Source organism: Anabaena sp. CCY 0017 (assembly GCF_963920885.1).
Classification (GTDB): Bacteria; Cyanobacteriota; Cyanobacteriia; order Cyanobacteriales; family Nostocaceae; genus Nodularia.
Map to the genome: position 1 here is coordinate 220,864 of NZ_CAWUDG010000007.1, position 25,061 is coordinate 245,924.

General features: G+C 43.2%; 37 protein-coding genes. 32 read left to right on the forward strand and 5 right to left on the reverse strand.

All coding sequences use genetic code 11. From position 1 onward, the window contains the following. Positions 1–8: 8 nt before the first annotated feature. Together ACM0OW_RS11620 and ACM0OW_RS11625 are read right to left on the reverse strand one after the other, a co-directional pair. Positions 9–965, reverse strand: coding sequence for an Rpn family recombination-promoting nuclease/putative transposase (locus tag ACM0OW_RS11620; protein ID WP_414550254.1), 957 nt, complete (start codon positions 963–965; stop codon positions 9–11). Positions 966–1,111: 146 nt separating this feature from the next. Further along, on the reverse strand, positions 1,112–1,954 hold the full coding sequence (locus ACM0OW_RS11625; RefSeq protein WP_414550255.1) for a prohibitin family protein: 843 nt from the start codon (positions 1,952–1,954) through the stop codon (positions 1,112–1,114). A gap of 172 nt (positions 1,955–2,126) precedes the next feature. On the opposite strand from ACM0OW_RS11625, the gene nfi reads away from it, so the two are divergent. From nfi to ACM0OW_RS11650, 5 genes are all read left to right on the forward strand, one after another. Further along, on the forward strand, positions 2,127–2,792 hold the full coding sequence (gene nfi / locus ACM0OW_RS11630; RefSeq protein ID WP_414550256.1) for a deoxyribonuclease V: 666 nt from the start codon (positions 2,127–2,129) through the stop codon (positions 2,790–2,792). A gap of 109 nt (positions 2,793–2,901) precedes the next feature. After that, positions 2,902–3,450 (forward strand): FHA domain-containing protein, encoded by a 549-nt coding sequence (locus tag ACM0OW_RS11635; protein WP_414550257.1) that lies wholly within the window; start codon positions 2,902–2,904, stop codon positions 3,448–3,450. A gap of 84 nt (positions 3,451–3,534) precedes the next feature. Then, positions 3,535–5,490 (forward strand): FHA domain-containing protein, encoded by a 1,956-nt coding sequence (locus ACM0OW_RS11640; protein ID WP_414550258.1) that lies wholly within the window; start codon positions 3,535–3,537, stop codon positions 5,488–5,490. A 142-nt stretch (positions 5,491–5,632) separates the two neighbouring features. Then, complete coding sequence (locus ACM0OW_RS11645) at positions 5,633–6,367, forward strand: GDSL-type esterase/lipase family protein (RefSeq protein ID WP_414550259.1); 735 nt, start codon at positions 5,633–5,635, stop codon at positions 6,365–6,367. Between the two features lie 47 nt (positions 6,368–6,414). After that, positions 6,415–6,849 (forward strand): hypothetical protein, encoded by a 435-nt coding sequence (locus ACM0OW_RS11650; protein WP_414550260.1) that lies wholly within the window; start codon positions 6,415–6,417, stop codon positions 6,847–6,849. A 335-nt stretch (positions 6,850–7,184) separates the two neighbouring features. Here ACM0OW_RS11650 and nrtS read toward each other — a convergent pair whose 3' ends face one another. Then, a complete protein-coding gene (gene nrtS / locus ACM0OW_RS11655) occupies positions 7,185–7,436 on the reverse strand; it encodes a nitrate/nitrite transporter NrtS (protein WP_414550261.1) in 252 nt (83 codons plus the stop codon). A gap of 282 nt (positions 7,437–7,718) precedes the next feature. On the opposite strand from nrtS, the gene ACM0OW_RS11660 reads away from it, so the two are divergent. Next, positions 7,719–8,486 (forward strand): AMIN domain-containing protein, encoded by a 768-nt coding sequence (locus ACM0OW_RS11660; RefSeq protein ID WP_414550262.1) that lies wholly within the window; start codon positions 7,719–7,721, stop codon positions 8,484–8,486. Positions 8,487–8,510: 24 nt separating this feature from the next. On the opposite strand, the gene ACM0OW_RS11665 is transcribed toward ACM0OW_RS11660, so the two are convergent. Continuing rightward, on the reverse strand, positions 8,511–9,050 hold the full coding sequence (locus ACM0OW_RS11665; protein ID WP_323215192.1) for a DUF3172 domain-containing protein: 540 nt from the start codon (positions 9,048–9,050) through the stop codon (positions 8,511–8,513). Positions 9,051–9,202: 152 nt separating this feature from the next. After that, positions 9,203–9,691, reverse strand: a complete 489-nt coding sequence (locus tag ACM0OW_RS11670; RefSeq protein ID WP_006196746.1) for an NAD(P)H-quinone oxidoreductase subunit N — start codon at positions 9,689–9,691, stop codon at positions 9,203–9,205. 898 nt (positions 9,692–10,589) lie between these two features. Here ACM0OW_RS11670 and rplC point away from each other — a divergent pair. From rplC to rplQ, 26 genes are all read left to right on the forward strand, one after another. Beyond that, positions 10,590–11,225, forward strand: a complete 636-nt coding sequence (rplC, locus tag ACM0OW_RS11675) for a 50S ribosomal protein L3 (RefSeq protein ID WP_414550263.1) — start codon at positions 10,590–10,592, stop codon at positions 11,223–11,225. Between the two features lie 35 nt (positions 11,226–11,260). After that, positions 11,261–11,899 carry a 50S ribosomal protein L4 gene (gene rplD, locus ACM0OW_RS11680; protein WP_414550264.1) on the forward strand — a complete coding sequence of 213 codons (639 nt, stop codon included), beginning with the start codon at positions 11,261–11,263 and terminating at the stop codon, positions 11,897–11,899. Continuing rightward, the gene (locus ACM0OW_RS11685) at positions 11,892–12,206 is read left to right on the forward strand and encodes a 50S ribosomal protein L23 (protein ID WP_414550265.1); all 315 of its coding nucleotides are present in this window, start codon (positions 11,892–11,894) and stop codon (positions 12,204–12,206) included. The genes rplD and ACM0OW_RS11685 overlap by 8 nt, the downstream gene beginning before the upstream one ends. A 6-nt stretch (positions 12,207–12,212) precedes the next feature. Continuing rightward, positions 12,213–13,076, forward strand: coding sequence for a 50S ribosomal protein L2 (gene rplB / locus ACM0OW_RS11690; RefSeq protein ID WP_006196741.1), 864 nt, complete (start codon positions 12,213–12,215; stop codon positions 13,074–13,076). A 149-nt stretch (positions 13,077–13,225) separates the two neighbouring features. Further along, on the forward strand, positions 13,226–13,504 hold the full coding sequence (gene rpsS, locus ACM0OW_RS11695) for a 30S ribosomal protein S19 (protein WP_006196740.1): 279 nt from the start codon (positions 13,226–13,228) through the stop codon (positions 13,502–13,504). 64 nt (positions 13,505–13,568) lie between these two features. Beyond that, positions 13,569–13,925 (forward strand): 50S ribosomal protein L22, encoded by a 357-nt coding sequence (gene rplV / locus ACM0OW_RS11700; protein WP_194001761.1) that lies wholly within the window; start codon positions 13,569–13,571, stop codon positions 13,923–13,925. Between the two features lie 51 nt (positions 13,926–13,976). Further along, positions 13,977–14,738 carry a 30S ribosomal protein S3 gene (gene rpsC, locus ACM0OW_RS11705; protein ID WP_414550267.1) on the forward strand — a complete coding sequence of 254 codons (762 nt, stop codon included), beginning with the start codon at positions 13,977–13,979 and terminating at the stop codon, positions 14,736–14,738. A gap of 81 nt (positions 14,739–14,819) precedes the next feature. Then, positions 14,820–15,245: a 50S ribosomal protein L16 gene (rplP, locus tag ACM0OW_RS11710; protein WP_414550268.1), complete on the forward strand. Its 426-nt coding sequence runs from the start codon at positions 14,820–14,822 to the stop codon at positions 15,243–15,245. Between the two features lie 3 nt (positions 15,246–15,248). After that, on the forward strand, positions 15,249–15,464 hold the full coding sequence (gene rpmC / locus ACM0OW_RS11715) for a 50S ribosomal protein L29 (RefSeq protein ID WP_006196736.1): 216 nt from the start codon (positions 15,249–15,251) through the stop codon (positions 15,462–15,464). A gap of 19 nt (positions 15,465–15,483) precedes the next feature. Next, complete coding sequence (gene rpsQ, locus ACM0OW_RS11720; RefSeq protein ID WP_006196735.1) at positions 15,484–15,735, forward strand: 30S ribosomal protein S17; 252 nt, start codon at positions 15,484–15,486, stop codon at positions 15,733–15,735. Positions 15,736–15,777: 42 nt separating this feature from the next. Next, on the forward strand, positions 15,778–16,146 hold the full coding sequence (gene rplN, locus ACM0OW_RS11725; RefSeq protein ID WP_006196734.1) for a 50S ribosomal protein L14: 369 nt from the start codon (positions 15,778–15,780) through the stop codon (positions 16,144–16,146). Then, on the forward strand, positions 16,146–16,499 hold the full coding sequence (rplX, locus tag ACM0OW_RS11730) for a 50S ribosomal protein L24 (protein WP_414550270.1): 354 nt from the start codon (positions 16,146–16,148) through the stop codon (positions 16,497–16,499). Before rplN ends, rplX begins: the two co-directional genes overlap by 1 nt. Before the next feature lie 156 nt (positions 16,500–16,655). Further along, positions 16,656–17,204, forward strand: coding sequence for a 50S ribosomal protein L5 (gene rplE, locus ACM0OW_RS11735; RefSeq protein WP_414550271.1), 549 nt, complete (start codon positions 16,656–16,658; stop codon positions 17,202–17,204). A 20-nt stretch (positions 17,205–17,224) separates the two neighbouring features. Continuing rightward, the gene (gene rpsH / locus ACM0OW_RS11740; protein WP_414550273.1) at positions 17,225–17,626 is read left to right on the forward strand and encodes a 30S ribosomal protein S8; all 402 of its coding nucleotides are present in this window, start codon (positions 17,225–17,227) and stop codon (positions 17,624–17,626) included. A 50-nt stretch (positions 17,627–17,676) separates the two neighbouring features. Then, complete coding sequence (rplF, locus tag ACM0OW_RS11745; protein ID WP_414550274.1) at positions 17,677–18,225, forward strand: 50S ribosomal protein L6; 549 nt, start codon at positions 17,677–17,679, stop codon at positions 18,223–18,225. Positions 18,226–18,227: 2 nt separating this feature from the next. Further along, a complete protein-coding gene (gene rplR / locus ACM0OW_RS11750) occupies positions 18,228–18,590 on the forward strand; it encodes a 50S ribosomal protein L18 (RefSeq protein WP_414550275.1) in 363 nt (120 codons plus the stop codon). Between the two features lie 85 nt (positions 18,591–18,675). Then, the gene (gene rpsE, locus ACM0OW_RS11755; RefSeq protein WP_006196728.1) at positions 18,676–19,200 is read left to right on the forward strand and encodes a 30S ribosomal protein S5; all 525 of its coding nucleotides are present in this window, start codon (positions 18,676–18,678) and stop codon (positions 19,198–19,200) included. Between the two features lie 87 nt (positions 19,201–19,287). Beyond that, positions 19,288–19,731, forward strand: coding sequence for a 50S ribosomal protein L15 (rplO, locus tag ACM0OW_RS11760; protein WP_414550277.1), 444 nt, complete (start codon positions 19,288–19,290; stop codon positions 19,729–19,731). A 71-nt stretch (positions 19,732–19,802) separates the two neighbouring features. Beyond that, complete coding sequence (gene secY / locus ACM0OW_RS11765; protein ID WP_414550278.1) at positions 19,803–21,116, forward strand: preprotein translocase subunit SecY; 1,314 nt, start codon at positions 19,803–19,805, stop codon at positions 21,114–21,116. 5 nt (positions 21,117–21,121) lie between these two features. Next, on the forward strand, positions 21,122–21,676 hold the full coding sequence (locus ACM0OW_RS11770) for an adenylate kinase (protein ID WP_414550334.1): 555 nt from the start codon (positions 21,122–21,124) through the stop codon (positions 21,674–21,676). Between the two features lie 205 nt (positions 21,677–21,881). Continuing rightward, a complete protein-coding gene (infA, locus tag ACM0OW_RS11775; protein ID WP_006196724.1) occupies positions 21,882–22,106 on the forward strand; it encodes a translation initiation factor IF-1 in 225 nt (74 codons plus the stop codon). A 116-nt stretch (positions 22,107–22,222) separates the two neighbouring features. Further along, positions 22,223–22,336 (forward strand): 50S ribosomal protein L36, encoded by a 114-nt coding sequence (gene rpmJ, locus ACM0OW_RS11780; RefSeq protein ID WP_006196723.1) that lies wholly within the window; start codon positions 22,223–22,225, stop codon positions 22,334–22,336. A gap of 112 nt (positions 22,337–22,448) precedes the next feature. Continuing rightward, entirely contained in the window at positions 22,449–22,829 is a 381-nt protein-coding gene (gene rpsM, locus ACM0OW_RS11785) for a 30S ribosomal protein S13 (RefSeq protein WP_063873734.1), read from the forward strand. Between the two features lie 54 nt (positions 22,830–22,883). Next, a complete protein-coding gene (gene rpsK / locus ACM0OW_RS11790) occupies positions 22,884–23,279 on the forward strand; it encodes a 30S ribosomal protein S11 (RefSeq protein ID WP_006196721.1) in 396 nt (131 codons plus the stop codon). A 388-nt stretch (positions 23,280–23,667) separates the two neighbouring features. After that, positions 23,668–24,615: a DNA-directed RNA polymerase subunit alpha gene (locus ACM0OW_RS11795; RefSeq protein ID WP_414550279.1), complete on the forward strand. Its 948-nt coding sequence runs from the start codon at positions 23,668–23,670 to the stop codon at positions 24,613–24,615. A 33-nt stretch (positions 24,616–24,648) separates the two neighbouring features. Beyond that, the gene (gene rplQ, locus ACM0OW_RS11800; protein ID WP_089090549.1) at positions 24,649–24,999 is read left to right on the forward strand and encodes a 50S ribosomal protein L17; all 351 of its coding nucleotides are present in this window, start codon (positions 24,649–24,651) and stop codon (positions 24,997–24,999) included. Positions 25,000–25,061 lie beyond the last annotated feature (62 nt).

Sequence of the window (25,061 nt, forward strand, 5' to 3'; positions counted from 1 at the left end):
CATCATACTTAAATGAGGTTATCCAACCAATTGCGTAAATCATCAACTGTGGAAAAATCCCATAACTCCTCACCTAAACTTTCCACAATATCCAAGTCATAAGACCTAATACGATTTTCTAAGTCTCTATCAATTTCTCCCAACTTACGTTTGATTTGACGGATAATCAAATCTTTCTCCCGTTCAATCCCTCGTTCAATCCCTTGCTCAATCCCTTGTTCAATTCCTTGTTCGATACCTTGCTCAATTCCTTGTCTCATCCAACTGGTAACAATTTGCATAACTTCCTCCTGTTCTTGTGACTCTAATAACCCCAATTCTGACTTAAATACTGTTTCTTCCTGCGGATTTAAACTTAAATATGTATCAATAAACCCAGAAATTAACTGCATTTTAGCTGGGTTTAATTTTAATGTTACCAACAAGCGTAAACATTCGGCTTTGACTTTTGGTCTGTCTGCTGGGGCTATATTCATTTTAGCCATCAATGCTGATGCTACGGGATTGGGACGACTTAAAAAGTCTCGCCAGTTATATTGATTTAACTGAATTACCCGATAATTAAACTCTAATACCTGGAAATCTGGGAATCCTACTTTGTATTGATTGACTGCTGCTTTTTTGGGGCGGTCGTATGAGAAAATAACTATGGGATATATTGGTAAGTTGAATTTTTCGTGTAATCGGGCAAAATAACGAAACATTCGCCGATTAAAGTTGGCTTTGGCGGTGGATTCGTTTTCAATGTGAATTAAAAAATAAGCTGATTTGTGAGCAAATTTGACTTGCGCGACTAAATCAGTTTCATATTGTTTACCTTCTGTGACATCAGTAAATAGTTCTTTATCTAGAAATTTTACTGATTCTGGTTCTATATATTCTCTGAGTTCGGGGAAAAATAACTCAATGAATTCTAGAAAGAAGTTCGAGATTAATTCTTTAAATAAACGGTCATGATCTATCATTATATCACAGCTTTTTTATCAAAGATTATGGCGATCGCCTGCTACTAGAGCAGCTACCCCATATTTGAGTATTTAAGGACTAAAGTCCTTACTACAAACCTTTCATGATTTACGCTGTTCTGCTTAGTTATGGCGATCGCTAACAACTACTTTTGCTGATTTCCACTTGATAAACTACTAGGATTAATATTAATTAAAGGTAAAGCACCATTACCACTCATGACTGTGGGAAAACGACCATCCCATTTTTCTATGGCTTGCTTTTGTAACAAATCTGGCGTTAAAGTTAGCCGTTGTAATCTTTGCGCTTCCGCTTGACCTTTGGCGCGGTTGATATCTGCTTGGGCTTCTTGAGTCGCTTTCTGAGCAATAAACTCAGCCTGTTTAGCCTCTTGTTCTGCGATTTGTTTAGATTCAATTGCTCTACTAAACTCTGGAGAAAAAGAGAAATTCACTAAAGAGACATCATCTATAATAATACCGTAAGATGCTAAACGCTTTTCAAGATGATTATCAATTTCTTCCTTTAATTCTGTCCTTTTCGTAATCACTTCTTCGGCTGTTTTTTTAGCAGTAGCTGCTTTTAAAACTTCGGATACCGCAGGGGTAATAATGCCATCAATAATTAGTCTCTCATCTCCAACTTGTTGAAAAATTTTATTGACCTGCAACGGGTCAAGATGCCAGTTTACAGCCAGTTCTGTCGTGATTGTCTGGAGGTCTTTAGACGCTGCATCAGATTTAAAAGTATTCTGCTGAACGCGAACGTTGAGCCTTTTAACTGATGTGACAATGGGCATAATCGGATGTAGACCTTCGCCTAAAACTTTATCCTGAACTTTGCCAAACTGCATAACCACACCCCGTTCACCAGCATTTACAATGGCAAAAGGACGGATTGTCATTGCCAAAAATAAGAACAATATTCCTCCGGCAATATAAAATCCATACTGAGATTTATTTTCAAAACTGTTGGCCAAATTACGCATATTCTTCACCGTAAGATAAGTTAATATGATTGTTAATTATTTATACATCAATAGCTCTAATTTTCTCACAAGCTACAAAAATTTTAAAATTAATGTAACCGTTATATACATATATACATCATGATTAATTAAAATTGCGGTAACAGCTTAGTTGTTAATTCCCTCTTTAAATATGAAGATTAATCAACATCATGCTTGGCCTCTGACCGTGGAAGAAGCGATCGCTATCCAAGAAAGTTTACGAAATCAGGTAACTCGGTCAGATAAACTTAAAGAACCTGTCCAATATGTGGCTGGTGTAGATATGGGTTTTGAGTCCAATGGTACTATTAGCCGTGCAGCAGTTGCAGTCCTGAGTTTTCCTGATTTGCAAGTTGTAGAAACCTCATTAGCTTACAGGCCGACATCATTTCCTTACATCCCCGGTTTTCTCTCTTTTCGGGAAATACCAGCCGTACTTGATGCACTAGAAAAAATTAAAACTATACCAGATATTATTTTGTGTGATGGTCAAGGAATCGCCCATCCGCGCAGATTGGGTATAGCTAGTCATCTAGGAGTTATCTTGGATATGCCGACAATTGGTGTAGCAAAATCATTGCTAATTGGTAAGCATGAAAAATTGCCAGACACTAAGGGTAGCTGGCAACCATTAATACATAAAGGTGAAACTATTGGGGCAGTTTTAAGAACTCGTACAGGAGTAAAGCCTGTATATGTCTCTATTGGTCATCAAATCTGTTTAAATACGGCAATTGACTATGTATTAAGTTGTACCCCAAAATATCGCTTACCCGAAACTACACGCATTGCTGATAAATTAGCATCAGCGAGATAACGTGATTGTTGAAGTTTGTGCTAAACGCTTGCTTGCTTTGGCTGAATCATGTTAGGAATCGCACAGAGAGAAGTTGAAGTAATTAATAATAATTATTTAATTTAGAAAGATGAACACACTAACTTTACAGTGGCACGATACAGGCCAAGATAGAGTTCAGAACATTTATGAACAACAGCCCAGTAAAAATAATCACACCGTCCGTATCGGTCGCGATCCAATGCAGTGTGACATTGTTTTAAGTCACCCAACTGTATCCGGTTTACACGTAGAAATATTTTTTCACAATCAGCAGCAATGCTTTTATATCAGAAATTTGCGATCGCCTAATCCCCCAATCATCGATGGACAGCAATTAGTCCAAGGTGAAATGCCTTTACACGAAGGCAGTATGATTTATTTGGGTCAAGTAAAACTGCAAGTAACCGCCGTTACTATTAACAACATTCCCCCCACAATTTTAATACCACCACAACCACTCAATCATCATCACCATCCACCCACACCCCCAGCACAAGCACAAGCACAAGGGGTTTATGGTTTAGAGTGTCCTAATTGTCATAAAGTTTCCCCTGTGGAAAATCTGCAAATTGGCTGTCCTTGGTGTGGTACATCTTTAGCAGCATCAGTAAGCGTCTTAGTTGCACCCAATCATTAGAGAAATGGGGAGCAGAAGAGGCAGGGGAGCAGGGAGGAGAAGACGGTAGCTTCACAATGACCAATGAGCAATGACTAATGAGCAATGACTAATCCACAAATTCAATTAAGTTGGGAAGATCCAGCCACGGGGGAACGGCGAGAACCAAGTTTGAGTGCGCCAATTGCTTTTGGTCGTGAATTTGCCCGTTTACCTGCTGAACTTCAAGGACGGCGTGTAGCGAGGATGCTACTTAACAGTAATGAAATTTCCCGTTATCATGCCCTCATTGACTGGGAACAAAATCAGCTAGTAGTAATTGACCAAGGCAGTATTAACGGTGTATTTGTCAATGGTCAACGGCAAAATCGTGGTGTTCTAACCAATGGCGATACATTACAAATTGGCCCCTACATAATGACGGTGATGTTTGGTGTCAACGCCACCAGCCAAGCTACGAGTGCGCCGTCAATGATTCAATTTAACCCCAATACTAATATTCCTGAGCCTGGCTTGCCTCCATCTCGTCCAATAACACCTTTAGGAAGTAATTTTCCCCCACCAGCATTTCAGGCTGAATTGGTTCCAGTACAAGCACTTCACGCCACAGGTTTACCCGTAGATGAATGCGATTATTTAGCAGTTGGGGCGGGATTAGGTAGTTTTATTTGGGTTGATTTGCTGCGACTTAGTGGTGTCCGGGCTGACAAAATCGTAGCTTTGGGACTAGACGCAGAACCTTATGCGCGTTATAAACGCCTCTGTCTAAACTCGCAAATCCCCTTACATGAAAGATTGCGATCTAATTCTGATTCGTGTCCTGATAATATTTGGGGTTGGCCTAGTTATGCTTTACGAGAAGCTGGGCGGGATGTGACTAAAGGTAAGATAAATTCAGCATTCCAATATTTATGGCAAGTGTTTGCTGAACCCACCTTAGCCGAAACTTATACACCTCGTGCGGGTAATGTCTTCGATTCCATAGACCGGGAAGTTAAGCGCATTGGCTGGAATCAAATTTATCGTTATGGGCGCGTTAGGGCTATTCGCAAAACCGATGATGGCAGATATTGTGTAGCCTATTCTCGCAGTCCGGGAAATTACGCTTTTATCGTTAGTCGTTATTTACATTTAGCTACTGGGTATCCCGCAATTCAATTTCTCCCAGATTTGCAAGCTTATAGAGCCAAATATCAAGATTTTAAGTCTGTTGTCAATGCTTATGAAGCCCACGACCATGTTTATCAGCAACTAGAACAACAGGGTGGGACTGTGTTGATTCGTGGTAGGGGAATTGTAGCTTCGCGGATTATCCAAAGAATTTATGAGGCGAGAAAGCACAATCGTAATATTACAGTTTTGCATTTAATGCGATCGCCTAAACCCCAAGGCAACAAATTTCAAAAAGCCCAGCGACAAGTTAAAAATCATTACGAATTCCAGCCTTTTAACTGGCCTAAAGCTTGTTGGGGCGGAGAACTCCGCGTTATGCTCGAAAAAGCTACCCCCGACGAACGCCAACGCCTACTAGCAGACTGGGGCGGGACTACCACCGCCGACCGCCAAGACTGGCAACAAATGACTGACCAAGGGCTAAGTGAAGGCTGGTATCAAATAAGCTTTGGTGAAGTCACAGGTGTGGAACGGGATACTCAAAACCGGACTATTACCCATATCCAGGAAAAAGGCTTGGGAGAAATGAAACTGGCCGCGGACTTTATTATTGATGCTACCGGATTGGATGCCAAGGTGGAAGCAAGCCCGTTACTGGAAGATATTGTTAAACATTACAACTTACCCCTAAATTATCTAGGGCGCTTAGTTGTCACAAATAATTTTGAAATCCCAGAAATGCGGAATGGCAAAGGACAGATATATGCAGCAGGAGCAATTACCTTGGGTGGTCCTTATGCAGCCGTTGATAGTTTCCTGGGTTTGCAATATTCCGCATTAGTCGCCGTTGATGGACTCGCCGCCTCCCGTGCGCCCGGACTTCACAGTTTAAATATGCTCACTTCTTCTGCACAGTGGTTAAAGTGGGTTTTTAATCAATCACCATAATTCGTAATTCGTAATTCGTAATTCGTAATTAATGAATGAGCAGATATTTTTTGCCGCTTGCAGGATTAAGGTCAAGGAAGATACGCTTTAATGGTGTAGAAATGTGTAGAATCTTGTAAAGATATAAAATATAACCTTTAAAATGCAAACATTCGAGCTTTCTTCCTCAATGCAGCTGGTAGAACCACCCAAGCAATGTCAGCCTTTGAAGATTATCGCCCTGGGGGATAGCTTAGTATATGGCTTTGGCGACCCAGAAACAGGCGGTTGGGTTGAGCAATTACGGCGATGGTGGATGTTACCAGATAGTTCTGGTCATGTATTATATAATCTGGGAGTTAGAGGCGATCGCACACAACAAGTAGCACAAAGGCTAGAAGTAGAATTTCGTCATCGGGGTGAATTACGCAATCGTCTTCCCGACATGATTATCCTCTCTGTAGGTGTCAATGATTCCGCTAAATTAAAACGCCCCAACGGACGAAATTATACAGATTTTGACCTATTTCAATCACAAATTAGTGCTTTACTAGAACAAGCACAACAACTCTGTCCCGTGTTATTTGTCGGCATAGTTCCCGTAGATGAAGCCAAAATGCCGTTTCTAGATTGCTTTTATTATAATCACAACGACCAGTACCGTTATAAAGAAGCTACTAAACTTGCTTGCAGTCAACGGCAAATTCCCTATTTAGATATCTTCGATGAATGGATGGCGCATGATGAATTTTGGCGGTTACAACGCTTAAGTGCAGATGGTCTTCATCCCAATACGCTAGGCTATCAAACTTTGTTAGAAAACGTGATTAATTGGCAACCACTAGCAGCCTATAATACTAAATTTAATAGCGAGATAAAAGCCTTCGCAGAAAAATAAGTAAGTAGATCACATCATCTCTTTTACTCAGCACTCAGCACTCAATCATGACACCAACTTTATTTGGGCGTTGGCAAACTCGATTACTACTACTTATAACTGTAGGCGTATTGGTATCATTACCTTTTGCAATGGGTTTAATTGGCCCTGGCGCAAACTCGGTTTATTTCTGGATACTTGGCTATGTCGCCATCTTTGGCTTAATTTGGGATGTGCTTTATAACTATCTGCAAAAATCCCGTTGGGATAGAGACTGGCCAGCTGCTTATCAGTTTGGTGCCGGTATTTGGGAATTAGCGTTTATCTTCTGTGGGATAAAACTTTTTGGATTCTTACCAATACCTATACCAAAAACAGAATTATCATTAGGAGCTTTTTTACTCCACTATAGCCTTGTTTGGCTAGCAGTTTTTATGGCCTCGCAAAGCCTAATGCGAATTATTTTTCCCCGTTGGCGTTTCCGTGGGGGTCAGTGGTTTTGAAACTCTCCAGGCTAAAACCACAGAGATTCTTGATTCAACGAGTAGGGGCGGGTTTAGAGATATGATTTATGATTAACCAAAATATTGGTAAACCCACCTCTACAACTAGACGAATTGCGGTATCTCACCCAGAGGTGCTTCTCTCCTCAAGCGATAAGTTTTCCAGTCATTTCACTTTTAACTGAGTAGTAAAAATCAAAATAATTAAATTTTTATTAATATAAATGAATTATTTTTGCTTCTTCGAGAAACTTGCAAGACAATTGTCACATTCAGACATCTGGTGACAAAGTGCTGGATGTGAACGCAGATTTATAAAATATAATATGTCTGCATTATTTAAATTTTTTACCTTTAGTTGAGCCGTAAATACTAATGTATTGGCCATGAATATTAACGCAATAGGGAACTAGGTAACTTATCGCCGCAGATATCCAGCGTTCACGACTCATTTTGCCTTGCCACAAAGCACTTCCATGATTGATCATAAATAAGATAGAGCCAACTATTAATGCAAGTTTTACGGCTGTTTTCGCCAATTTTGGCTCAACTAAACTGGCAAAATATCCTTTAACAAACTTAGACATTACAAAATTATTGAACTTCACGTAACGTACTATAGCAATCCTAAATAACTTAGGAACCCAAAGCTCCCCCATTTCTACCATAATTTGGGTATCTGAGTCTCTCGATGTTGGTAAGTTGTATTTAGTAATAGGATGATAAATAGTAAATTTAATTCATTCAATTGTTGCCAATTTTCTCTCGTTCGCGTAACGTGTCCATAGGACTGATCATTAAAGAATATTATACATAACAGTAATTAATAAAATATGCCTCATGGCTCAAGATTAAAGGAATAAAAATTCATGTACAAGAGACTAACAATTAGGCAACTTTGTCCCAGTCGCTGGTTGCTTTTGGGTTTGTATACAGTAATTTCCCTGGAAACTGGTAGTAGCGTCGCCGCACCAGTAGCCAGATTAGATAATTGGCGCTTTTACCCAGAAACTGTACAACTAGAAATCAACCTTTCAGCCAGCACAATTCCCAAGTATTTCTACTTATCCGAACCGCCTCGCCTAGTTGTGGATTTGCCAAATACTAAGTTAGGTGACGTTCCCACTATACAAAATTATCTGGGCGCAATTGAAAGAATTCGTGTTTCCCAATTAAATGACACAGTAACTCGAATTGTTTTGGATTTGACAGCCGGAAGTTTTGTAGATTCTAACCAAGTACAGCTGCAACTAGCTTCTCGACAAAACCCGACGCGCTGGGTGTTAAGTCCGATGATTACTAGTTATACTCCCTCTACACAACCGGGAAATTTTCAGTCTTTACCCAACCAAGCTCCTAGTAATTATCTTCAATTACCTAGCACCTTATCTCCCTTAACTCCTAACTCACAACAACCCTTCGTAACTGTACCTCCCCTGAATCTTAACAACTCTTCTCAATCGCCCGGTTCTATTCTTCCTCCACCTAGTTTTCCCCAACAACCTAGTAATTTTAATAACATTCCCGTTGGAACAAGCCCTGATTTCCCAGTTCCGACAATGCCCAACTATCAACCCGATATGTCAAATATAAAGGTGATTGAGTTTGGTCAACCTCTTCCCAAACCCAATTATTAAATTTACACTCAATCCGCAATTAAACTAAAATCTATCTGTTTCTTGAGGTTGTGTAACTGCTCCTGGTTGAGATGTAAAGAAGTTTTGAGCCGCCTGATTTTGGTAGATACATCTAATATCAGGGTTTTCGCTTTCCAAAGTACCTGTAAAGCCAAAGGTGTTTAGGCGATTCTTACATTCTCTAACTTGATTAGATGTCACAAGGTTACGCTGCTCTAAAATTGCCCAGTTATTTTGGCGCAGAACGCACCCAGGACGCATACTTGGTTGACTCACATAGACATTAAATGGGTTGAGCGTCACGAACAGTCTCGCGTCCATAACCATTGCACTAGCTCCATTCTGCACGCAAATCTCAGGGTTTGGCGCTCTATTGTCAATGAATTCACGAGAAGCCACATTTGATGGCGTTAAAGTGGTTGTGGAGCTAAAGGCAATCCCAATTCCAATACCCAACACCAGCACCCCTGCCAAAATGGCGATAGTAGAGATGTTGAACAAAGATGGTTGTGAAGCCGAAGATTTAGAAGTAGTAGCCGATCTACCAGTAGATTTACGTCTCATTTTGCTCTGTTCACCTTCACGCCTGAGAAAGTAGGGAGTGGTCTAAACTGTTCTCCCTTTTACAGTATGCCGATTCTTAATTGTAGTTGTCTGTAATTGAGGCGATCGCACCTCCCGGAAATTTGAGAAGTAGCGATCGCCCAGCTAAATCATTACACAGCTAGATAGCTGGCAGAATATGTATCTTTGAGAGATTTCCAACGGAAAGCGCGATCGCCTCCTCTCTCAACTACTACTTTGACTCGTGGTTCCAAACTAGGCAAAGTTGTTAGAAACTCAACCTCCTGATCCGCCAGAATCTGCCCTTCAATAATCCACAACACCAAACCCTTAGACTTTGGTGGTAGCTGTTCCAGATTATAAGTAACAATCGGTGGTATGTAATACACATAACCTACCGCCGCACCACTACCAGTGCTTTTTTTACCCAGGTGAGGTGGTCTTACACCATGAACTCCTGTGAGATAGGCGGCTACGTCGCCCAGTCCCCTAGCAGTAATATGAAGATTCCCATAGCCAGCAGCCCGCAGTCGGCGGCGATATCGACCTTCAAAACCTCCTTCGAGAGGTACATAAACACCAAGGGAACCAAATTTCTCCAAATCGCGGATGAAAGCGTTGCCAGTGGTAATCAGTGCCATAAATTTTCGTCCTATCCCACTTAGATATCTCTATTATTCACCCTCAACCAAGATTAGGTTAAAGTATTGAGGCTAGAAAGCCCAACTCATCATCTTTCATCAAAAACTATTTTAAAGATTTATAGACAAATTAGCATAGATGATTTATGATATTAGATTGTGACCTGTAAGAGTAAAAACTAAGTTATTATTGCTCTGTAAGTTTTCAGATGTGTAACATCCGCAGCCAATAATAAACTTGGCTCAAAGTTGTCAGAGACTGGTAAACTAGAAAAGCTCTCAGGTTCAATCAGAGTTAATGGCTGAATAAAACAAGCCAAAAAACAACTCTAAACTACATTCACTCCTTTAAGCTTGAGAAACCAGGCGAAATCTTAAACTATAGTTTAAGGTTAAAGTAATGTGTTGAGTGAAGCAAAAACTGAGCAGCAATGTTGGTTTAATAGCATTGCACTAGCCTTAGTTAAAGGATACTGAGTGGTAAAAAACCGCTTAAGTCCCACTACAGCACGGCAGAAGCAAGTTATGGCAGGAAAGCCACCAACAGCACTGCCTCCAGAAAGTGCCTAAGTAATTGCTTGGACGAAAGCATTACTGCACAAAGCGCAAAGCTAGAAAGCATTGCCCTAATTCCAAAAGTTATTTTTTCTGAATGGGAAAAAGCTTGTGGCTGTTCTGGTGACCAAGTGAGTGAAAGTAAACGGATTCACCAAACAGAAAAGACACAACTCGTTGTGTCATGAAATATATGGTGTAGTTTTATCTGCTGCAAATTTCCGTTCGAGCAGCATCCTCAAGAAAGGTTCGTCCAACCTCAATCGGCACTGATACCAAGTGTAAAAGTGTCCTCAAGAGTCCGATTCCAACACCAGCAAGTATATAAGGAGAACCAGTTACTGTGTCTGTAGGTATTCTCGGCACCAAACTGGGCATGACCCAAGTCTTTGACGAAGCAGGAATATCCATTCCTGTCACCGTAGTTCAAGCGGGACCATGCACTGTTACACAAGTTAAAACAAAACAGACCGACGGTTATAGCGCCATTCAACTCGGTTATGGTGAAGTAAAACCCAAGGCGCTGAATAGACCTCTGCTGGGTCACTTGGCAAAATCATCTGCACCAGCTTTGCGTCATTTAAACGAATATCACACAGATAGCCCTAGTGATTATGCTTTAGGTCAAGAACTGAAAGCAGACATTTTTAGCGAAGGTCAAATTGTCGATGTAGTCGGTACCAGTATTGGTCGTGGTTTTGCGGGCAACCAAAAGCGCAACAACTTCAGCCGTGGTCCCATGTCACATGGTTCAAAAAACCATAGAGCGCCGGGTTCCATCGGTGCAGGTACAACCCCCGGTCGTGTTTATCCCGGTAAACGGATGGCAGGACGTTTGGGTGGAACCCGCGTGACAATTCGCAAGTTGACAGTGGTACGAGTAGACCTCGAACGCAACTTATTGCTAATTAAAGGAGCCATTCCTGGTAAACCGGGGTCCTTAGTGAATATTCTGCCTGCAAAGAAAGTTGGTAAGTAGTCATTAAAAGGCAAAAGACACAAAAGGACAAAAAAATGGTTGAAAGCGTAGTAAAAAATTGGCAAGGAGAACAAGTCGGCGAGACGACCTTTGAATTAAGAGTTGCTAAAGAATCAACAGCATCTCATATTGTGCATAGAGCCTTGGTTAGACAAATGACCAACTCTCGCCAAGGAACCGCAAGTACAAAAACTCGTTCCGAAGTCAGAGGTGGTGGTCGTAAACCTTGGCGGCAAAAAGGTACCGGTCGCGCTCGTGCAGGGTCTATTCGTTCACCACTGTGGCGTGGTGGTGGTGTCATCTTTGGACCAAAACCCAGAGACTATAACCAAAAATTAAACCGCAAAGAACGACGTTTAGCACTGCGAACTGCACTAGTTAGTCGTGCCGACGATTTGATTGTGGTACAAGACTTTAGTAACGAGTTATCCCGCCCCAAAACCAAAGAATTAGTGGCAGCACTAGCTCGTTGGGGAGCAGCACCAGAAAACAAGGCATTGTTAATTATGCCGGCAATTTCATCTGAGGATAACGTTTATCTGTCAGCCCGCAATATCCAAAATTTAAAGTTAATTGCAGCCGACCAGCTAAATGTTTACGATTTGCTGCACGCTGACAAAATTGTGATCACAGCATCAGCTTTAGCTAAAATTCAGGAGGTCTATAGTGCCTAAGTTTGACCCCCGCAACCTTGCCGACTTAGTGCGTCGCCCCATAGTGACTGAAAAGGCGACCATCCTGATGGAGCAAAATAAATATACATTTGAAGTGGCTCCAAAAGCCACCAAGCCACAAATAAAAGCGGCAATTGAAGACCTATTCGCGGTCAAAATTGTCAAAATTAATACCATGATGCCACCACGCAAACAGCGTCGGGTTGGTAAATTCGTTGGTTACAAACCCCAATACAAGCGAGCTATCGTCACTGTAGCCCCTGGGGATGAAGAAAAAATTAGACAAGTTCTATTCCCAGAGGTATAAAGCAAAATGGGTACTCGTTCTTATCGTCCTTATACCCCTAGTACACGCCAAGTTACTGTTTCCGACTTTGCCGAAATTACCAAATCAAAGCCGGAAAAATCTTTAACAGAATACGTGCATCGCCCCAAAGGTCGTAACAACCAAGGGCGCATCACTAGCCGTCGTCGGGGTGGCGGACACAAACAAATGTACCGGATCATTGACTTTAAACGGGATAAACGTAATATTCCCGCCCAAGTCATAGCCATTGAATATGATCCCAACCGGAATGCGCGCATTGCCCTTGTGTTATATCAAGATGGCGAAAAGCGTTACATTCTTCACCCCAATAAGTTGCCAGTGGGTGCAACAATTATTGCTGGGCCTGATTCCCCCTTTGAAGATGGCAATGCTCTGCCACTTCTGAATATTCCCTTGGGTACAAGCGTACACAACGTAGAACTAACACCTGGTAAAGGCGGACAAATTGTCCGGGCTGCTGGTGCTAACGCTCAAGTGGTCGCCAAAGAAGGTCAGTATGTCACACTGAAATTACCTTCGGGAGAAGTGCGGATGATTCGGCGGGAATGCTACGCCACCATCGGACAAGTCGGTAACACCGACGCGAGAAACTTGAGTGCGGGTAAAGCCGGACGTAATCGTTGGAAGGGTCGCCGTCCGAAGGTGAGAGGTAGTGTCATGAACCCCGTGGATCACCCACATGGTGGTGGTGAGGGTAGAGCGCCTATTGGTAGACCAGGCCCTGTAACACCTTGGGGTAAACCTACTTTGGGTGCGAAGACACGCAAACCCAAGAAAGCCAGCAGTAAATTGATTGTACGTCGCCGCCGTAAATCTTCTAAACGTGGTCGTGGTGGTCGTCAATCATAGAATTTTAGATTTTAAATTTTGGATTTTATATGGGGTTGACTTGTGAGTATCCAGAATTTGCGAAACTTGACCAGAGACCTAATTCATTAAAATCCGAAATTCTCAAATTTTTAATTCAAAATCTCAAATCCAAAATCCAAAATCGAATTATGGGTCGTTCTTTAAAAAAAGGGCCTTTTGTGGCCGATCACTTGCTGACCAAGATTGAAAAGCTCAACGCTAAAAACGAAAAGCAAGTAATCAAAACTTGGTCTAGAGCTTCGACAATTTTGCCCTTAATGATAGGTCATACCATCGCTGTTCACAACGGTCGTCAACACGTTCCGGTTTTTGTGAACGAGCAAATGGTAGGACACAAGTTGGGAGAGTTCGCCCCCACACGTACCTATAGAGGTCATGGGAAGAGTGATAAAAAAGCAGGGAGATAGTTATTAGTCATTAGTCATCAGCTAAAGACTAATAATCAGTGACTAATGACTAAAGGAGAAAATTATGGCTATTGATACTACTGAAGTTAAGGCGATCGCTCGTTATATCCGCATCTCTCCCTACAAAGTGCGTCGTGTCCTCGACCAAATTAGAGGGCGTTCTTACCGGGAAGCACTAATTATATTGGAATTCATGCCCTATCGAGCCTGTGAACCAATATTGAAGCTTCTCAGAAGTGCCGCCGCTAATGCCGAGCATAATGCTGGTTTAGACCGGACAAATCTGGTAATTACTCAGGCTTATGCCAATCAAGGTCCAGTGCTAAAACGGTTTCAACCCAGAGCGCAAGGGCGAGCTTATCAAATTCGCAAGCCAACGTGTCATATCACTGTGGCTGTAGCTGATGCTACTGCTGAATAATTATCAAACCCGAAAAATTGCGTAAAGTCAGAAATTTTAGAGGAAGCATTTGTGGGACAGAAGATTCATCCAGTTGGTTTTCGCCTGGGTATTACAAGAGAGCATCAATCCCGTTGGTTTGCAGTTCCTGAACGCTATCCAGAACTTTTACAAGAAGACTACAAACTGCGTCAGTATATAGAACAAAAGCTGGGTAAACTGGCTCAAAACAACGCCGGGATTTCCGAAGTCAGAATTGAGCGCAAAGCCGACCAAATTGACTTAGAAGTACGCACAGCTAGACCTGGTGTAGTTGTCGGTCGTGGTGGACAAGGTATTGAATCACTACGGATTGGACTACAAGAAGTGCTGGGTGGTAATCGCCAAATTCGCATCAACGTAGTCGAAGTTCAAAAAGTTGATGCTGATGCTTCCCTGATTGGCGAATACATTGCTCAACAGTTGGAACGACGTGTTTCGTTTCGGCGGGTAGTACGGCAAGCCATTCAGCGCGCTCAACGTGCTGGTGTTCAAGGCATTAAAATTCAAGTCAGTGGTCGGCTCAACGGTGCAGAAATTGCCCGAACAGAGTGGACTCGTGAAGGTAGAGTACCTTTACATACCTTACGGGCTGACATTGACTACGCTTACTGCACAGCCAAAACAATCTACGGGATTCTGGGCATCAAAGTATGGGTGTTCAAGGGAGAAATTATCCCTGGACAGGAAGAAACTCCAGCCCCACCCAGTACACGCGATCGCGAACGTGAACCTCGTCGTCGTCAACAACAACGCCGTCGTCAGCAATTTGAAGACCGTTCTAATGAAGGATAGTCATTAGTCATTAGTCCTGAGTCCTAAGAAAGACAAATGACAAATGACCAATGACCAATTACCAATGACAAATGACGAACCATGTTAAGTCCTAGAAGAACTAAATTCCGCAAACAACAGCGCGGACGGATGCAAGGCCTAGCTACCCGTGGCTGCAACATTGATTTTGGTGATTTTGCCCTCCAAGCTCAAGAACCATCTTGGATTACTGCCCGGCAAATAGAGGCCTCCCGTCGGGCAATGACCCGTTATATTCGCCGGGGTGGACAAATTTGGATTCGGATTTTCCCAGATAAACCGATCACCATGCGCCCAGCTGAAACCCGGATGGGTTCTGGTAAAGGTTCCCCTGAATATTGGGTAGCCGTAGTCAAGCCAGGACGCATTATGTTTGAAATCGCTGGTGTTACCGAAGAAATCGCTCGTGAAGCGATGCGTTTGGCAGCAAATAAGCTCCCGATTAAAACTAAGTTTATTGTGCGTTCTCAACCAAAGGAGCAGGAGTAGGTTATGCCTCTTCCCAAAATTTCAGAAGCTAGAGAATTCAGCGACGAGCAGCTGGTTGAGGAAATTCTCGCTGTTAAAAAACAACTGTTTCAGTTGCGCTTGCAAAAAGCGACAAGACAACTAGAAAAGCCTCACCAGTTCCGACACGCCCGACATCGCCTATCCCAATTGCTGACTGTCGAGACTGAACGTAAGCACAGCAGCAAGTCAACCGACTAAAGAAGAACAATAGGAGATTATGGCAATCAAAGAACGAGTCGGCTTGGTAGTGAGCGACAAAATGCAAAAAACTGTAGTAGTTGCTATAGAGAATCGCTCTCCCCATCCCAAGTACGGCAAAATCATGGTTAAAACTCGTCGTTATAAAGTCCACGACGAAGAGAATCAATGCAAAGTAGGCGATCGCGTGCGGATTCAAGAAACTAGACCTTTGAGTAAAACCAAACGCTGGCAAGTCAAAGACATCTTGAATACTAAAGCCACAATGTAACCCTGGTTACACGAATAAATCAGGATAAAAGGGAGACTAATTGTGATTCAAACCCAGACTTACCTGAATGTCGCAGATAATAGCGGTGCCAAAAAAATTATGTGCATCCGTGTATTAGGTGGTGGCAACAGACGTTATGGTTTCATCGGCGATAGAATTATCGCCGTTGTTAAAGATGCCATTCCTAACATGGCTGTGAAAAAGTCAGATGTAATCGAAGCAGTGATTGTCCGCACCCGTCATAGCATCCGCCGTGATAGTGGTATGACCATTCGCTTTGACGATAACGCTGCCGTGATCATCAATAAAGATGGTAATCCCAGAGGTACACGGGTTTTTGGCCCAGTTGCCCGCGAATTACGTGAAAAGAGCTTCACCAAAATTGTTTCTCTGGCTCCGGAGGTACTCTAATGGCAAACCGCAAGGAAAAGCCGAAAGTATTCTATAAAATGCACGTCAAAACTGGTGATACCGTGCAAGTAATTGCAGGTAAAGACAAAGGCAAAGTGGGGGAAATAGTCCAAGCACTACCCCAACTGAGCAAAGTCATTATCAAAGGTGTCAACATGAAGACGAAGCACATGAAACCCCAGCAAGAAGGGGAATCAGGTAAAATCGTCACTCAGGAATTTCCCATCCATAGTTCCAACGTGATGCTCTACTCCAGCAAGCAAAACGTTACCAGTCGTGTTTGCTACTCCTTCACCGCAGAGGGTAAAAAGGTGAGAATGCTGAAAAAAACAGGCGAAATTCTCAATAACTAAAGAACTAGCCAATGTGTGCCACTGTAAATTCTTTACTCAGCACGGGCTAAACGCCCCGCTACCGCTCTAAGCGCAGCCATGCCCGCAAGGGCCTTTACAGCACCCAGCACTTAAAAACGCTTCCCTGACCAAGCCCAGGGATAAGGACAAGAAAGTATGCCAACAACAAGACTCAAAAACTTATACCAAGAGACAATCGTCCCTAAACTGATTAATCAGTTTCAATACACCAATGTACATCAAGTACCAAAGGTGATTAAGATTACGATTAACCGAGGTTTAGGCGAAGCAGCTCAAAATGCTAAGTCGCTAGAAGCGTCTTTAAATGAAATTGCGGTAATCACTGGTCAAAAACCAGTAGTGACGCGGGCGAAAAAGGCGATCGCTGGCTTTAAAATTCGTGAGGGGATGCCCGTGGGCATTATGGTAACTCTCCGAAGCGAACGAATGTATGCTTTTCTTGACAGATTAATTAGCTTGTCATTACCCAGAATTAGAGACTTTCGGGGCATTAGTCCTAAGAGTTTTGACGGTCGAGGTAACTACACTCTGGGTGTGAGAGAACAGCTAATTTTTCCAGAAGTCGAGTACGACAGTATCGATCAAATCCGTGGTATGGATATTTCCATCATCACAACAGCGAAAAACGACGAAGAGGGTCGCGCCTTACTTAAAGAAATGGGAATGCCCTTTCGCGATCAATAAGTTCATCTAAAGAGGGAACGATGGCGGCTAACGATACAGTTGCAGATATGCTGACGCGCATCCGCAATGCCAACCTGGCAAGACATCAAACAACACAAGTGCCAGCCACAAAAATGACTCGTAGTATTGCTAAAGTACTACAAGAGGAAGGTTTTGTTGCTGAAATTGCGGAAGCAGGAGAAGGAATTCAGCGAAATCTCGTGATTTCCTTGAAGTATAAGGGTAAAAATCGTCAACCTTTAATCACTGCCTTAAAGCGAGTGAGTAAACCAGGTTTGCGCGTTTACTCCACTAGAAAAGAATTACCAAGGGTACTAGGTGGCATCGGCATTGCCATTATTTCTACATCCAGTGGCATCATGACTGACCGGGAAGCCCGTCGTCAGAGCTTGGGTGGTGAAGTACTTTGCTATGTTTGGTAGTCATTAGTTAGTCCTTAGCGCTCAGGACTCAAGATAAAGGACAAAAAATCATGTCTCGTATTGGTAAACAACCAATTACTATTCCCGCCAAAGTGGAAGTGACAATTGATGGCCCCAAAGTTTTGGTGAAAGGCCCCAAAGGGCAACTTTCTCGCACTTTGTCATCCAATGTCATTGTCTCCCAAGAAGGGGAAATATTAAATGTCACCCGTCGTGATGAGACCCGTGTCTCTCGGCAAATGCACGGTTTAAGCCGTACCTTGGTCGCTAACATGGTCGAGGGAGTTTCCCAAGGCTTTAAGCGTCGCTTGGAAATTCAAGGTGTAGGTTATCGCGCCCAACTTCAAGGACGTAACCTAGTTTTGAATATTGGTTATAGCCATCAAGTGCATATTGTGCCACCAGACGGAGTTGAGTTTGTTGTAGAAACTAACACAAACATCGTCGTCAGTGGTTACGACAAAGAAATAGTAGGTAACACAGCAGCGAAGATCCGCGCCGTTCGTCCCCCAGAACCATACAAAGGTAAAGGGATTCGTTATGCCGGTGAAGTGGTCAGACGCAAGGCTGGTAAGACTGGTAAGAGTGGTAAGAAGTAAAAATGAAACTTACTCGTAGAGAATCAAAACAGCGTCGCCATCGGCGCGTTCGTAATAAAGTTCAAGGAACCCTAGCACGTCCACGTTTAGCCGTGTTTCGTTCCAACGAACATATTTACGCTCAAGTAATTGACGATACTCAGCATCACACATTAGTAGCAGCCTCGACGCTGGAAGCAGATTTGAAATCTAATTCAGCTACAGGTGCTACTCGTGACGCATCAGCGCAAGTCGGCAAGTTGATAGCAGTGCGATTGTTAGAAAAAGGCATTACCCAAGTAGTCTTTGATCGCGGTGGCAACTTATATCATGGTCGTGTCAAAGCCCTCGCTGATGCAGCCCGCGAAGCTGGTTTAGATTTCTAAAGTCATTAGTCATTAGTCATTAGTCATTGGCTAAGGATAAATGACAAAAGACAAAAGACAACTGACTAATAGAGAGCATTTGATTATGGCAACTGGTCGTCGTAAAGCGAACCGCACAAAAAAAGAAGAAACTACTTGGCAAGAGCGAGTCATCCAAATCCGCCGGGTGAGCAAGGTCGTCAAGGGAGGTAAAAAACTTAGCTTCCGGGCTATTGTGGTCGTCGGTAATGAACGTGGTCAAGTTGGTGTCGGAGTAGGCAAAGCCTCAGATGTCATCGGTGCTGTTAAAAAAGGTGTAGCCGATGGCAAAAAACATCTGATTGATATCCCTATGACCAAATCTAACTCCATTCCTCATCCTATTGATGGTGTGGGTGGCGGTGCTAAGGTGATGATGCGTCCTGCTGCCCCTGGTACTGGGGTAATTGCTGGTGGTGCGGTTCGGACTGTCCTGGAATTGGCAGGAGTTCGTAACATCTTGGCCAAGCAACTTGGTTCCAACAATCCACTCAACAATGCTAGAGCCGCAGTGAATGCCTTATCTACACTACGTACTCTTTCGGAAGTGGCTGAAGACCGGGGTATTCCTATTGAAAAACTCTACATTTAGAATGGTTGACGGTTGTCACTCAACAGTCATCACTCAACAGTGAACAGTCAGTCAATAGTGAACGTGTAAACAATTACTAATTACATCATGAGACTCAACGATGTTAAGCCCCAAAAAGGTTCAAAGAAACGCCGTCGCCGCGTAGCTAGGGGTATTTCCGCAGGTCAAGGCGCTAGCGCTGGTTTAGGGATGAGAGGTCAAAAATCTCGGTCTGGTAGCGGTACCAGACCTGGTTTTGAAGGTGGTCAACAACCATTGTACCGCCGAGTACCTAAGCTCAAGGGCTTTCCAGTGGTGAATCGGAAAGTTTACACTACGATTAATGTAGAGAAACTAGCTTCCCTTCCTGCTGATACAGAAGTAACTTTGGCTTCCCTCAGAGAGGCAGGAATCTTAACTGCTGCTAAGGGTCCATTGAAAGTTTTGGGCAACGGCGAATTGAATGTATCTCTAAAGGTACAAGCAGCAGCTTTTACAGGACAAGCTCGGAGCAAAATTGAAGCAGCTGGTGGTAGTTGCGAAGTTTTATAAGTGAGCCGGAAAAGCGCACTTTGCAAGCTAACTCGCTGCCAGCGCCTGGTTCACTATAGAGGTAGCATTCTATGATCAGTCGAGAAAAAGCCCCAACGGCTCAAGAAACTTTTATGCAGATGGCGCAAGCAGCTGGCCTCAGAGGTAGGCTGCTTGTCACCGTCGGTATTTTAATTTTGGTTCGCCTCGGTATATTTTTGCCAGTGCCTGGCCTTGATAGAGCTAGGTTTGCTGAAGCAATAGCTGGTAATAATGCCGTCTTCGGTTTATTGGATATATTTTCTGGACGAGGACTTTCCACTTTGGGAATCTTCGCTTTGGGGATTTTACCCTTTATTAATGCGTCCATTATTATCCAATTACTCACGGCGGCCATTCCATCTTTAGAAAATTTACAGAAAAATGAAGGGGAGCAAGGTCGGCGAAAAATTTCGCAGATCACACGCTATGTAACTGTAGTGTGGGCAACTATTCAAAGTGTGGCTTTTTCGGCGATTTTCCTGAATCAATTTGCTTTGAATCCAGGTACAGCATTTGTCCTGGAGACAGCGATCGCTCTAACAGCTGGTTCCATGTTTGTCATGTGGGCATCAGAATTGATTACAGAACGAGGACTTGGTAATGGAGCATCATTGTTAATTTTTGTCAACATTGTGGCTTCGTTACCTAAAGCTTTAGGCGATACCATTGACTTGGTGCAAGTCGGTGGTAGAGAAACCATTGGTCGCGTCATCGTTCTGATCTTGGTGTTCCTCGTGACAATTGTGGGGATTGTTTTCGTTCAAGAAGGCATCCGTCGCATCCCGATTATCTCGGCTCGTCGCCAAGTAGGTCGGAGAGTACTGGCAGAACAACGGAGTTATTTACCCTTGCGGCTCAATTCGGGGGGTGTAATGCCGATTATTTTTGCGGCGGCAATTTTAAGTTTGCCACTTTTAATCGCTAATTTTACCAGAAATCCGGAAATAGCCAACATTGTCAATACTTATCTCAGTCCTGGGGGTTCTGGGGCTTGGGTTTACGCTCTGGTCTATTTAGTCTCAATTATTTTCTTCAGTTACTTCTATTCTTCGTTGATTGTTAACCCAGTTGATGTAGCGCAGAACTTGAAGAAAATGGGGTCTAGCATTCCCGGTATTCGTCCCGGAAAAGCTACCAGTGAGTATCTGGAGCGTGTGATCAATCGACTAACTTTTTTAGGTGCGATATTTTTGGGCTTTGTGGCTATTATTCCCACGGCTGTGGAAAGTGCTTTAGGAGTACCAACCTTTAGAGGATTGGGTGCTACTTCTTTGCTAATTCTAGTAGGTGTGGCAATTGATACAGCAAAACAAGTTCAAACTTACGTTATTTCTCAGCGTTATGAAGGAATGGTGAAACAATAGTGACAGTGACTCGATTAATTTTCTTGGGACCACCTGGATCTGGTAAAGGAACTCAAGCTCAAATTTTAGCTGAAGATTTGAATATTCCCCATATTTCTACCGGGGAAATATTAAGGCAAGCTATGCAAGAGCAAACTTCTTTGGGAATTAAGGCTCAAAGTTATGTAAATAGCGGCGATTTAGTCCCCGACCAGTTAGTTCAGGACTTAGTAAAGGAACGTCTTAGTCAACCTGATGTGCAATCTGGTTGGATTCTTGATGGTTTTCCTCGCAAAGTCACACAAGCAGTTTTTCTGGAAAAATTGCTAGCAGAAATGAACCAGGGTGGCGAAAGGGTAATTAATCTGGATGCACCAGATGATGTTGTGGTAGCACGTTTACTCGAAAGAGGACGAAAAGATGATACCGAAGCGGTAATCCGTCATCGTCTAGACGTTTATCGTTCTGAAACTGCGCCATTGATTGATTATTATGGCGAACGTCAGAAATTGATCACAGTCAATGGCGATCAGTCCCAAGAAGAAGTCACTCACGAGTTGAAAAAAATCGTCACTTCATAGACTGAGTATGGTTTGTCAAAATCACCATTCACTCCCTAGTACAGACGCGATCAATCGCGTCTCTCCCCCACAAGGGCAAGATGCAGGCCAATTTTAGCTAAGATATATTAAGAAACTGTTGATATATTTCTCAAAATATGTTCTTTTGCAGATGAAGTGCTGTAACTGAATAAAAAGGAGATTGTTGCATTGAGGAAAAAACAAATTGTCTAAGCAAGATTTGATCGAAATGGAAGGCACTGTCACTGAATCCTTGCCCAATGCGATGTTTCGCGTTGATTTGGACAATGGATTTAATGTCTTGGCACACATTTCCGGTAAGATTCGCCGTAATTACATCAAGATTTTACCTGGCGATCGCGTCAAAGTGGAGTTGACCCCCTACGACCTCTCAAAAGGTAGAATCACCTATAGACTGCGGAAAAAATAGTTATATGTCGAAAATCTTACCATAAAACCATCTTTTTGGGTTCTACCCAGTTACTTAAGTGAATTAATTTCCCTAAAAATGCTATAATTTACTATTTGGAGTCAATTAAAAAAGGCATGAAAGTTCGAGCCTCAGTCAAGAAAATGTGTGAAAAATGTAACGTGATCCGCCGTCGCGGTCGCGTTATGGTGATTTGCGTGAACCCCAAACACAAACAACGCCAAGGCTAACACTCTGACAGATCAAAGAGTGATCACACAGATTAATCACCATTAAAAGCTACAAAGGCGATTATCACGCCTTTGTCATAGTAACTGCGATAACAATAGGGAGAAATTAATTGTGGCACGTATTTCCGGAGTAGACCTTCCACGCGATAAGCGCGTTGAAATTGGTCTGACTTATATCTACGGAATTGGGTTAACAAGGTCTCTGGAAATTTTAGCCGCTACAGGTGTAAACCCAGATACCCGTGTTAAAGACCTAAGTGATGCTGACGTAGCAGCCCTGCGTGGCGAAATCGAAAGCAACTATCAAGTTGAAGGTGACTTACGGCGTTTAGAAGCCATGAGCATTAAACGCTTGGTTGATATTGGTTGCTACCGTGGTCGTCGTCACCGCATGGGCTTACCAGTTAGAGGTCAAAGAACTCGGACTAATGCTAGAACCCGTCGTGGGAGAAGGCAGACAGTGGCTGGTAAGAAGAAGGCTCCAGGCAAATAAACTTTCAACACTTGCTCGTCCAGGCAAGTTTTACCTTAGATTAACTAAACAAATATGGCAAGACAACCAACTAAAAAAGGCGGGAGCAAAAAGCAGAAGCGCAACGTACCCAACGGGATGGCCTACATCCAGTCTACTTTCAACAATAGCATTGTCACCATTACCGATCAAAATGGCGACGTTATTTCCTGGGCCAGTGCTGGTTCAAGCGGTTTTAAGGGAGCCAAAAAAGGAACTCCCTTTGCAGCACAAACCGCAGCTGAAAGTGCAGCCCGTCGGGCTATGGATCAAGGGATGCGCCAAATTGAAGTCATGGTAAGTGGCCCCGGAGCAGGTAGAGAAACCGCGATTCGGGCTATCCAAGGTGCAGGACTGGAAATTACATTGATTCGGGATATTACCCCGATTCCTCACAATGGTTGCCGTCCACCCAAGCGCCGCCGAGTTTAAATGCAACCTGTTTGTTAGGCATTGGCTCTACAAATTGTTTCAAATGGCTTGAGCACCGAGAAGCAAGTCAGCTCTTCCTGTCGGGAGGGCTGCTAAACTTCAGAACAACCAAAATACAGCAAAGAAAGTGCTGTTAGCGGTAGCGGGGCGTTTAGCCCGTGTTGAGTGCTGAGTATAAACCCAGTTTATTGATAGCTCTAAGCAATCAACACTGTACTTAACATCGCTGACTACAACTAAAAATAATGATTTTCCCTGAAGAGGGTAATCAAATTAGACTGCCATTAAAAGCAGTTGAATCTACCCAGCGAAAGCTGGGGAAAAAAAGTAAATTGGGGAGGCAATTGATTTGCCTGCTAGCAGCACCTTAAAGAAGGGAGGCTAATCCGTGGCGCAGTTTCAAATTGAATGTGTAGAATCTAATACTGAGGAAAGTCGGAGCCATTACAGTAAATTTGTGCTGGAGCCTCTAGAGCGTGGTCAAGGAACAACAGTTGGCAACGCGCTGCGGCGGGTTTTACTGTCGAATCTAGAGGGGACAGCAGTTACAGCAGTGAGAATTGCCGGTGTAACCCACGAGTTTGCTACAGTTCCGGGTGTGCGGGAAGACGTTTTGGAAATCCTCATGAAAATGAAGGAAGTTATCCTCAGAAGCTATTCTTCTCAACCCCAGATTGGCAGATTACTCGTTAACGGGCCAGCAACAGTTACTGTGGCTCATTTTGATTTGCCCAGTGAAGTAGAAGTCATAGACCAAACCCAGTATGTCGCTACCCTTGCTGAGGGTGGCAAACTGGAAATGGAATTTCGGATTGAGAAAGGCAAAGGGTATCGCACAGTAGAGCGAGGACGTGAAGAAGCTACTTCCTTGGACTTTCTGCAAATTGACTCGGTATTTATGCCAGTCCGGAAAGTTAACTACAGTGTCGAAGAAGCCCGTGGTGAAAGCTCAATTACCAAAGACAGACTGCTGTTAGAAGTTTGGACAAATGGCAGTATTTCGCCCCAAGAAGCACTATCATCAGCAGCTGGTATTCTGGTAGAGCTATTCAATCCATTGAAAGATATTTCACTGGAACCAACAGAAACAGGCGCTGAAGTCCCAGACGACCCCACCGCCCAAATTCCCATTGAAGAGTTACAACTTTCTGTGCGGGCTTATAACTGTCTCAAACGCGCACAAGTTAACTCTGTGGCCGATTTATTAGATTTCACTCAAGAAGACTTGTTAGAAATTAAAAACTTTGGTCAGAAGTCAGCAGAAGAGGTAGTTGAAGCCTTACAGCGCCGTTTAGGTATTACCCTGCCCCAAGAAAGAGGCACTAAACACACATAAGTCCAAACTTTTACTCATTGATAGTCCCTTATTATGCGTCACCGTTGTCGAGTTAAAAAACTCAGTAAACCAGCTGACCAACGTCGCGCCCTCTTGCGAGCGTTGACCACAGAGATCATCCGTCATGGTCGAATCACCACAACTTTAATTCGAGCTAAAGTTGTGCGTAGTGAAGTAGAAAAAATGATTACCCTAGCTAAAAACGGCTCTTTGTCAGCACGTCGGGAAGCTCTGGGTTATATCTACGACAAGCAGCTAGTTCATGCTTTATTTGAACAAGCTCCGACTCGTTACGGCGAACGCCAAGGCGGTTATACCCGCATCATGCGTACCGTTCCTCGCCGGGGAGATCAGGCGAAAATGGCAATCATCGAGCTAGTTTAGTTGATTGGTGATCGGTCATGAGTCATGAGTGAATGGCAAAGACAGATCCCAACAGACAAAAT

Excerpts from the sequence above, each read along its gene's own strand:
- rplD (WP_414550264.1), top strand. The coding sequence starts at position 11,261 with ATGGTTGAAAGCGTAGTAAAAAATTGGCAAGGAGAACAAGTCGGCGAG.
- rpmC (WP_006196736.1), top strand. The coding sequence starts at position 15,249 with ATGCCTCTTCCCAAAATTTCAGAAGCTAGAGAATTCAGCGACGAGCAG.
- ACM0OW_RS11645 (WP_414550259.1), top strand. The coding sequence starts at position 5,633 with ATGCAAACATTCGAGCTTTCTTCCTCAATGCAGCTGGTAGAACCACCC.
- nrtS (WP_414550261.1), bottom strand. The coding sequence starts at position 7,436 with ATGTCTAAGTTTGTTAAAGGATATTTTGCCAGTTTAGTTGAGCCAAAA.
- rplR (WP_414550275.1), top strand. The coding sequence starts at position 18,228 with ATGAAACTTACTCGTAGAGAATCAAAACAGCGTCGCCATCGGCGCGTT.
- nfi (WP_414550256.1), top strand. The coding sequence starts at position 2,127 with ATGAAGATTAATCAACATCATGCTTGGCCTCTGACCGTGGAAGAAGCG.
- ACM0OW_RS11660 (WP_414550262.1), top strand. The coding sequence starts at position 7,719 with ATGTACAAGAGACTAACAATTAGGCAACTTTGTCCCAGTCGCTGGTTG.
- ACM0OW_RS11625 (WP_414550255.1), bottom strand. The coding sequence starts at position 1,954 with ATGCGTAATTTGGCCAACAGTTTTGAAAATAAATCTCAGTATGGATTT.
- ACM0OW_RS11665 (WP_323215192.1), bottom strand. The coding sequence starts at position 9,050 with ATGAGACGTAAATCTACTGGTAGATCGGCTACTACTTCTAAATCTTCG.
- rplQ (WP_089090549.1), top strand. The coding sequence starts at position 24,649 with ATGCGTCACCGTTGTCGAGTTAAAAAACTCAGTAAACCAGCTGACCAA.
- rpsS (WP_006196740.1), top strand. The coding sequence starts at position 13,226 with ATGGGTCGTTCTTTAAAAAAAGGGCCTTTTGTGGCCGATCACTTGCTG.
- rplP (WP_414550268.1), top strand. The coding sequence starts at position 14,820 with ATGTTAAGTCCTAGAAGAACTAAATTCCGCAAACAACAGCGCGGACGG.
- rplO (WP_414550277.1), top strand. The coding sequence starts at position 19,288 with ATGAGACTCAACGATGTTAAGCCCCAAAAAGGTTCAAAGAAACGCCGT.
- rplE (WP_414550271.1), top strand. The coding sequence starts at position 16,656 with ATGCCAACAACAAGACTCAAAAACTTATACCAAGAGACAATCGTCCCT.
- ACM0OW_RS11670 (WP_006196746.1), bottom strand. The coding sequence starts at position 9,691 with ATGGCACTGATTACCACTGGCAACGCTTTCATCCGCGATTTGGAGAAA.
- rpsK (WP_006196721.1), top strand. The coding sequence starts at position 22,884 with ATGGCAAGACAACCAACTAAAAAAGGCGGGAGCAAAAAGCAGAAGCGC.
- secY (WP_414550278.1), top strand. The coding sequence starts at position 19,803 with ATGATCAGTCGAGAAAAAGCCCCAACGGCTCAAGAAACTTTTATGCAG.
- rplX (WP_414550270.1), top strand. The coding sequence starts at position 16,146 with ATGGCAAACCGCAAGGAAAAGCCGAAAGTATTCTATAAAATGCACGTC.
- rpsQ (WP_006196735.1), top strand. The coding sequence starts at position 15,484 with ATGGCAATCAAAGAACGAGTCGGCTTGGTAGTGAGCGACAAAATGCAA.
- rplV (WP_194001761.1), top strand. The coding sequence starts at position 13,569 with ATGGCTATTGATACTACTGAAGTTAAGGCGATCGCTCGTTATATCCGC.
- rplF (WP_414550274.1), top strand. The coding sequence starts at position 17,677 with ATGTCTCGTATTGGTAAACAACCAATTACTATTCCCGCCAAAGTGGAA.
- ACM0OW_RS11650 (WP_414550260.1), top strand. The coding sequence starts at position 6,415 with ATGACACCAACTTTATTTGGGCGTTGGCAAACTCGATTACTACTACTT.
- rpsH (WP_414550273.1), top strand. The coding sequence starts at position 17,225 with ATGGCGGCTAACGATACAGTTGCAGATATGCTGACGCGCATCCGCAAT.
- rpmJ (WP_006196723.1), top strand. The coding sequence starts at position 22,223 with ATGAAAGTTCGAGCCTCAGTCAAGAAAATGTGTGAAAAATGTAACGTG.
- rplB (WP_006196741.1), top strand. The coding sequence starts at position 12,213 with ATGGGTACTCGTTCTTATCGTCCTTATACCCCTAGTACACGCCAAGTT.
- ACM0OW_RS11620 (WP_414550254.1), bottom strand. The coding sequence starts at position 965 with ATGATAGATCATGACCGTTTATTTAAAGAATTAATCTCGAACTTCTTT.
- ACM0OW_RS11640 (WP_414550258.1), top strand. The coding sequence starts at position 3,535 with ATGACTAATCCACAAATTCAATTAAGTTGGGAAGATCCAGCCACGGGG.
- ACM0OW_RS11635 (WP_414550257.1), top strand. The coding sequence starts at position 2,902 with ATGAACACACTAACTTTACAGTGGCACGATACAGGCCAAGATAGAGTT.
- rpsE (WP_006196728.1), top strand. The coding sequence starts at position 18,676 with ATGGCAACTGGTCGTCGTAAAGCGAACCGCACAAAAAAAGAAGAAACT.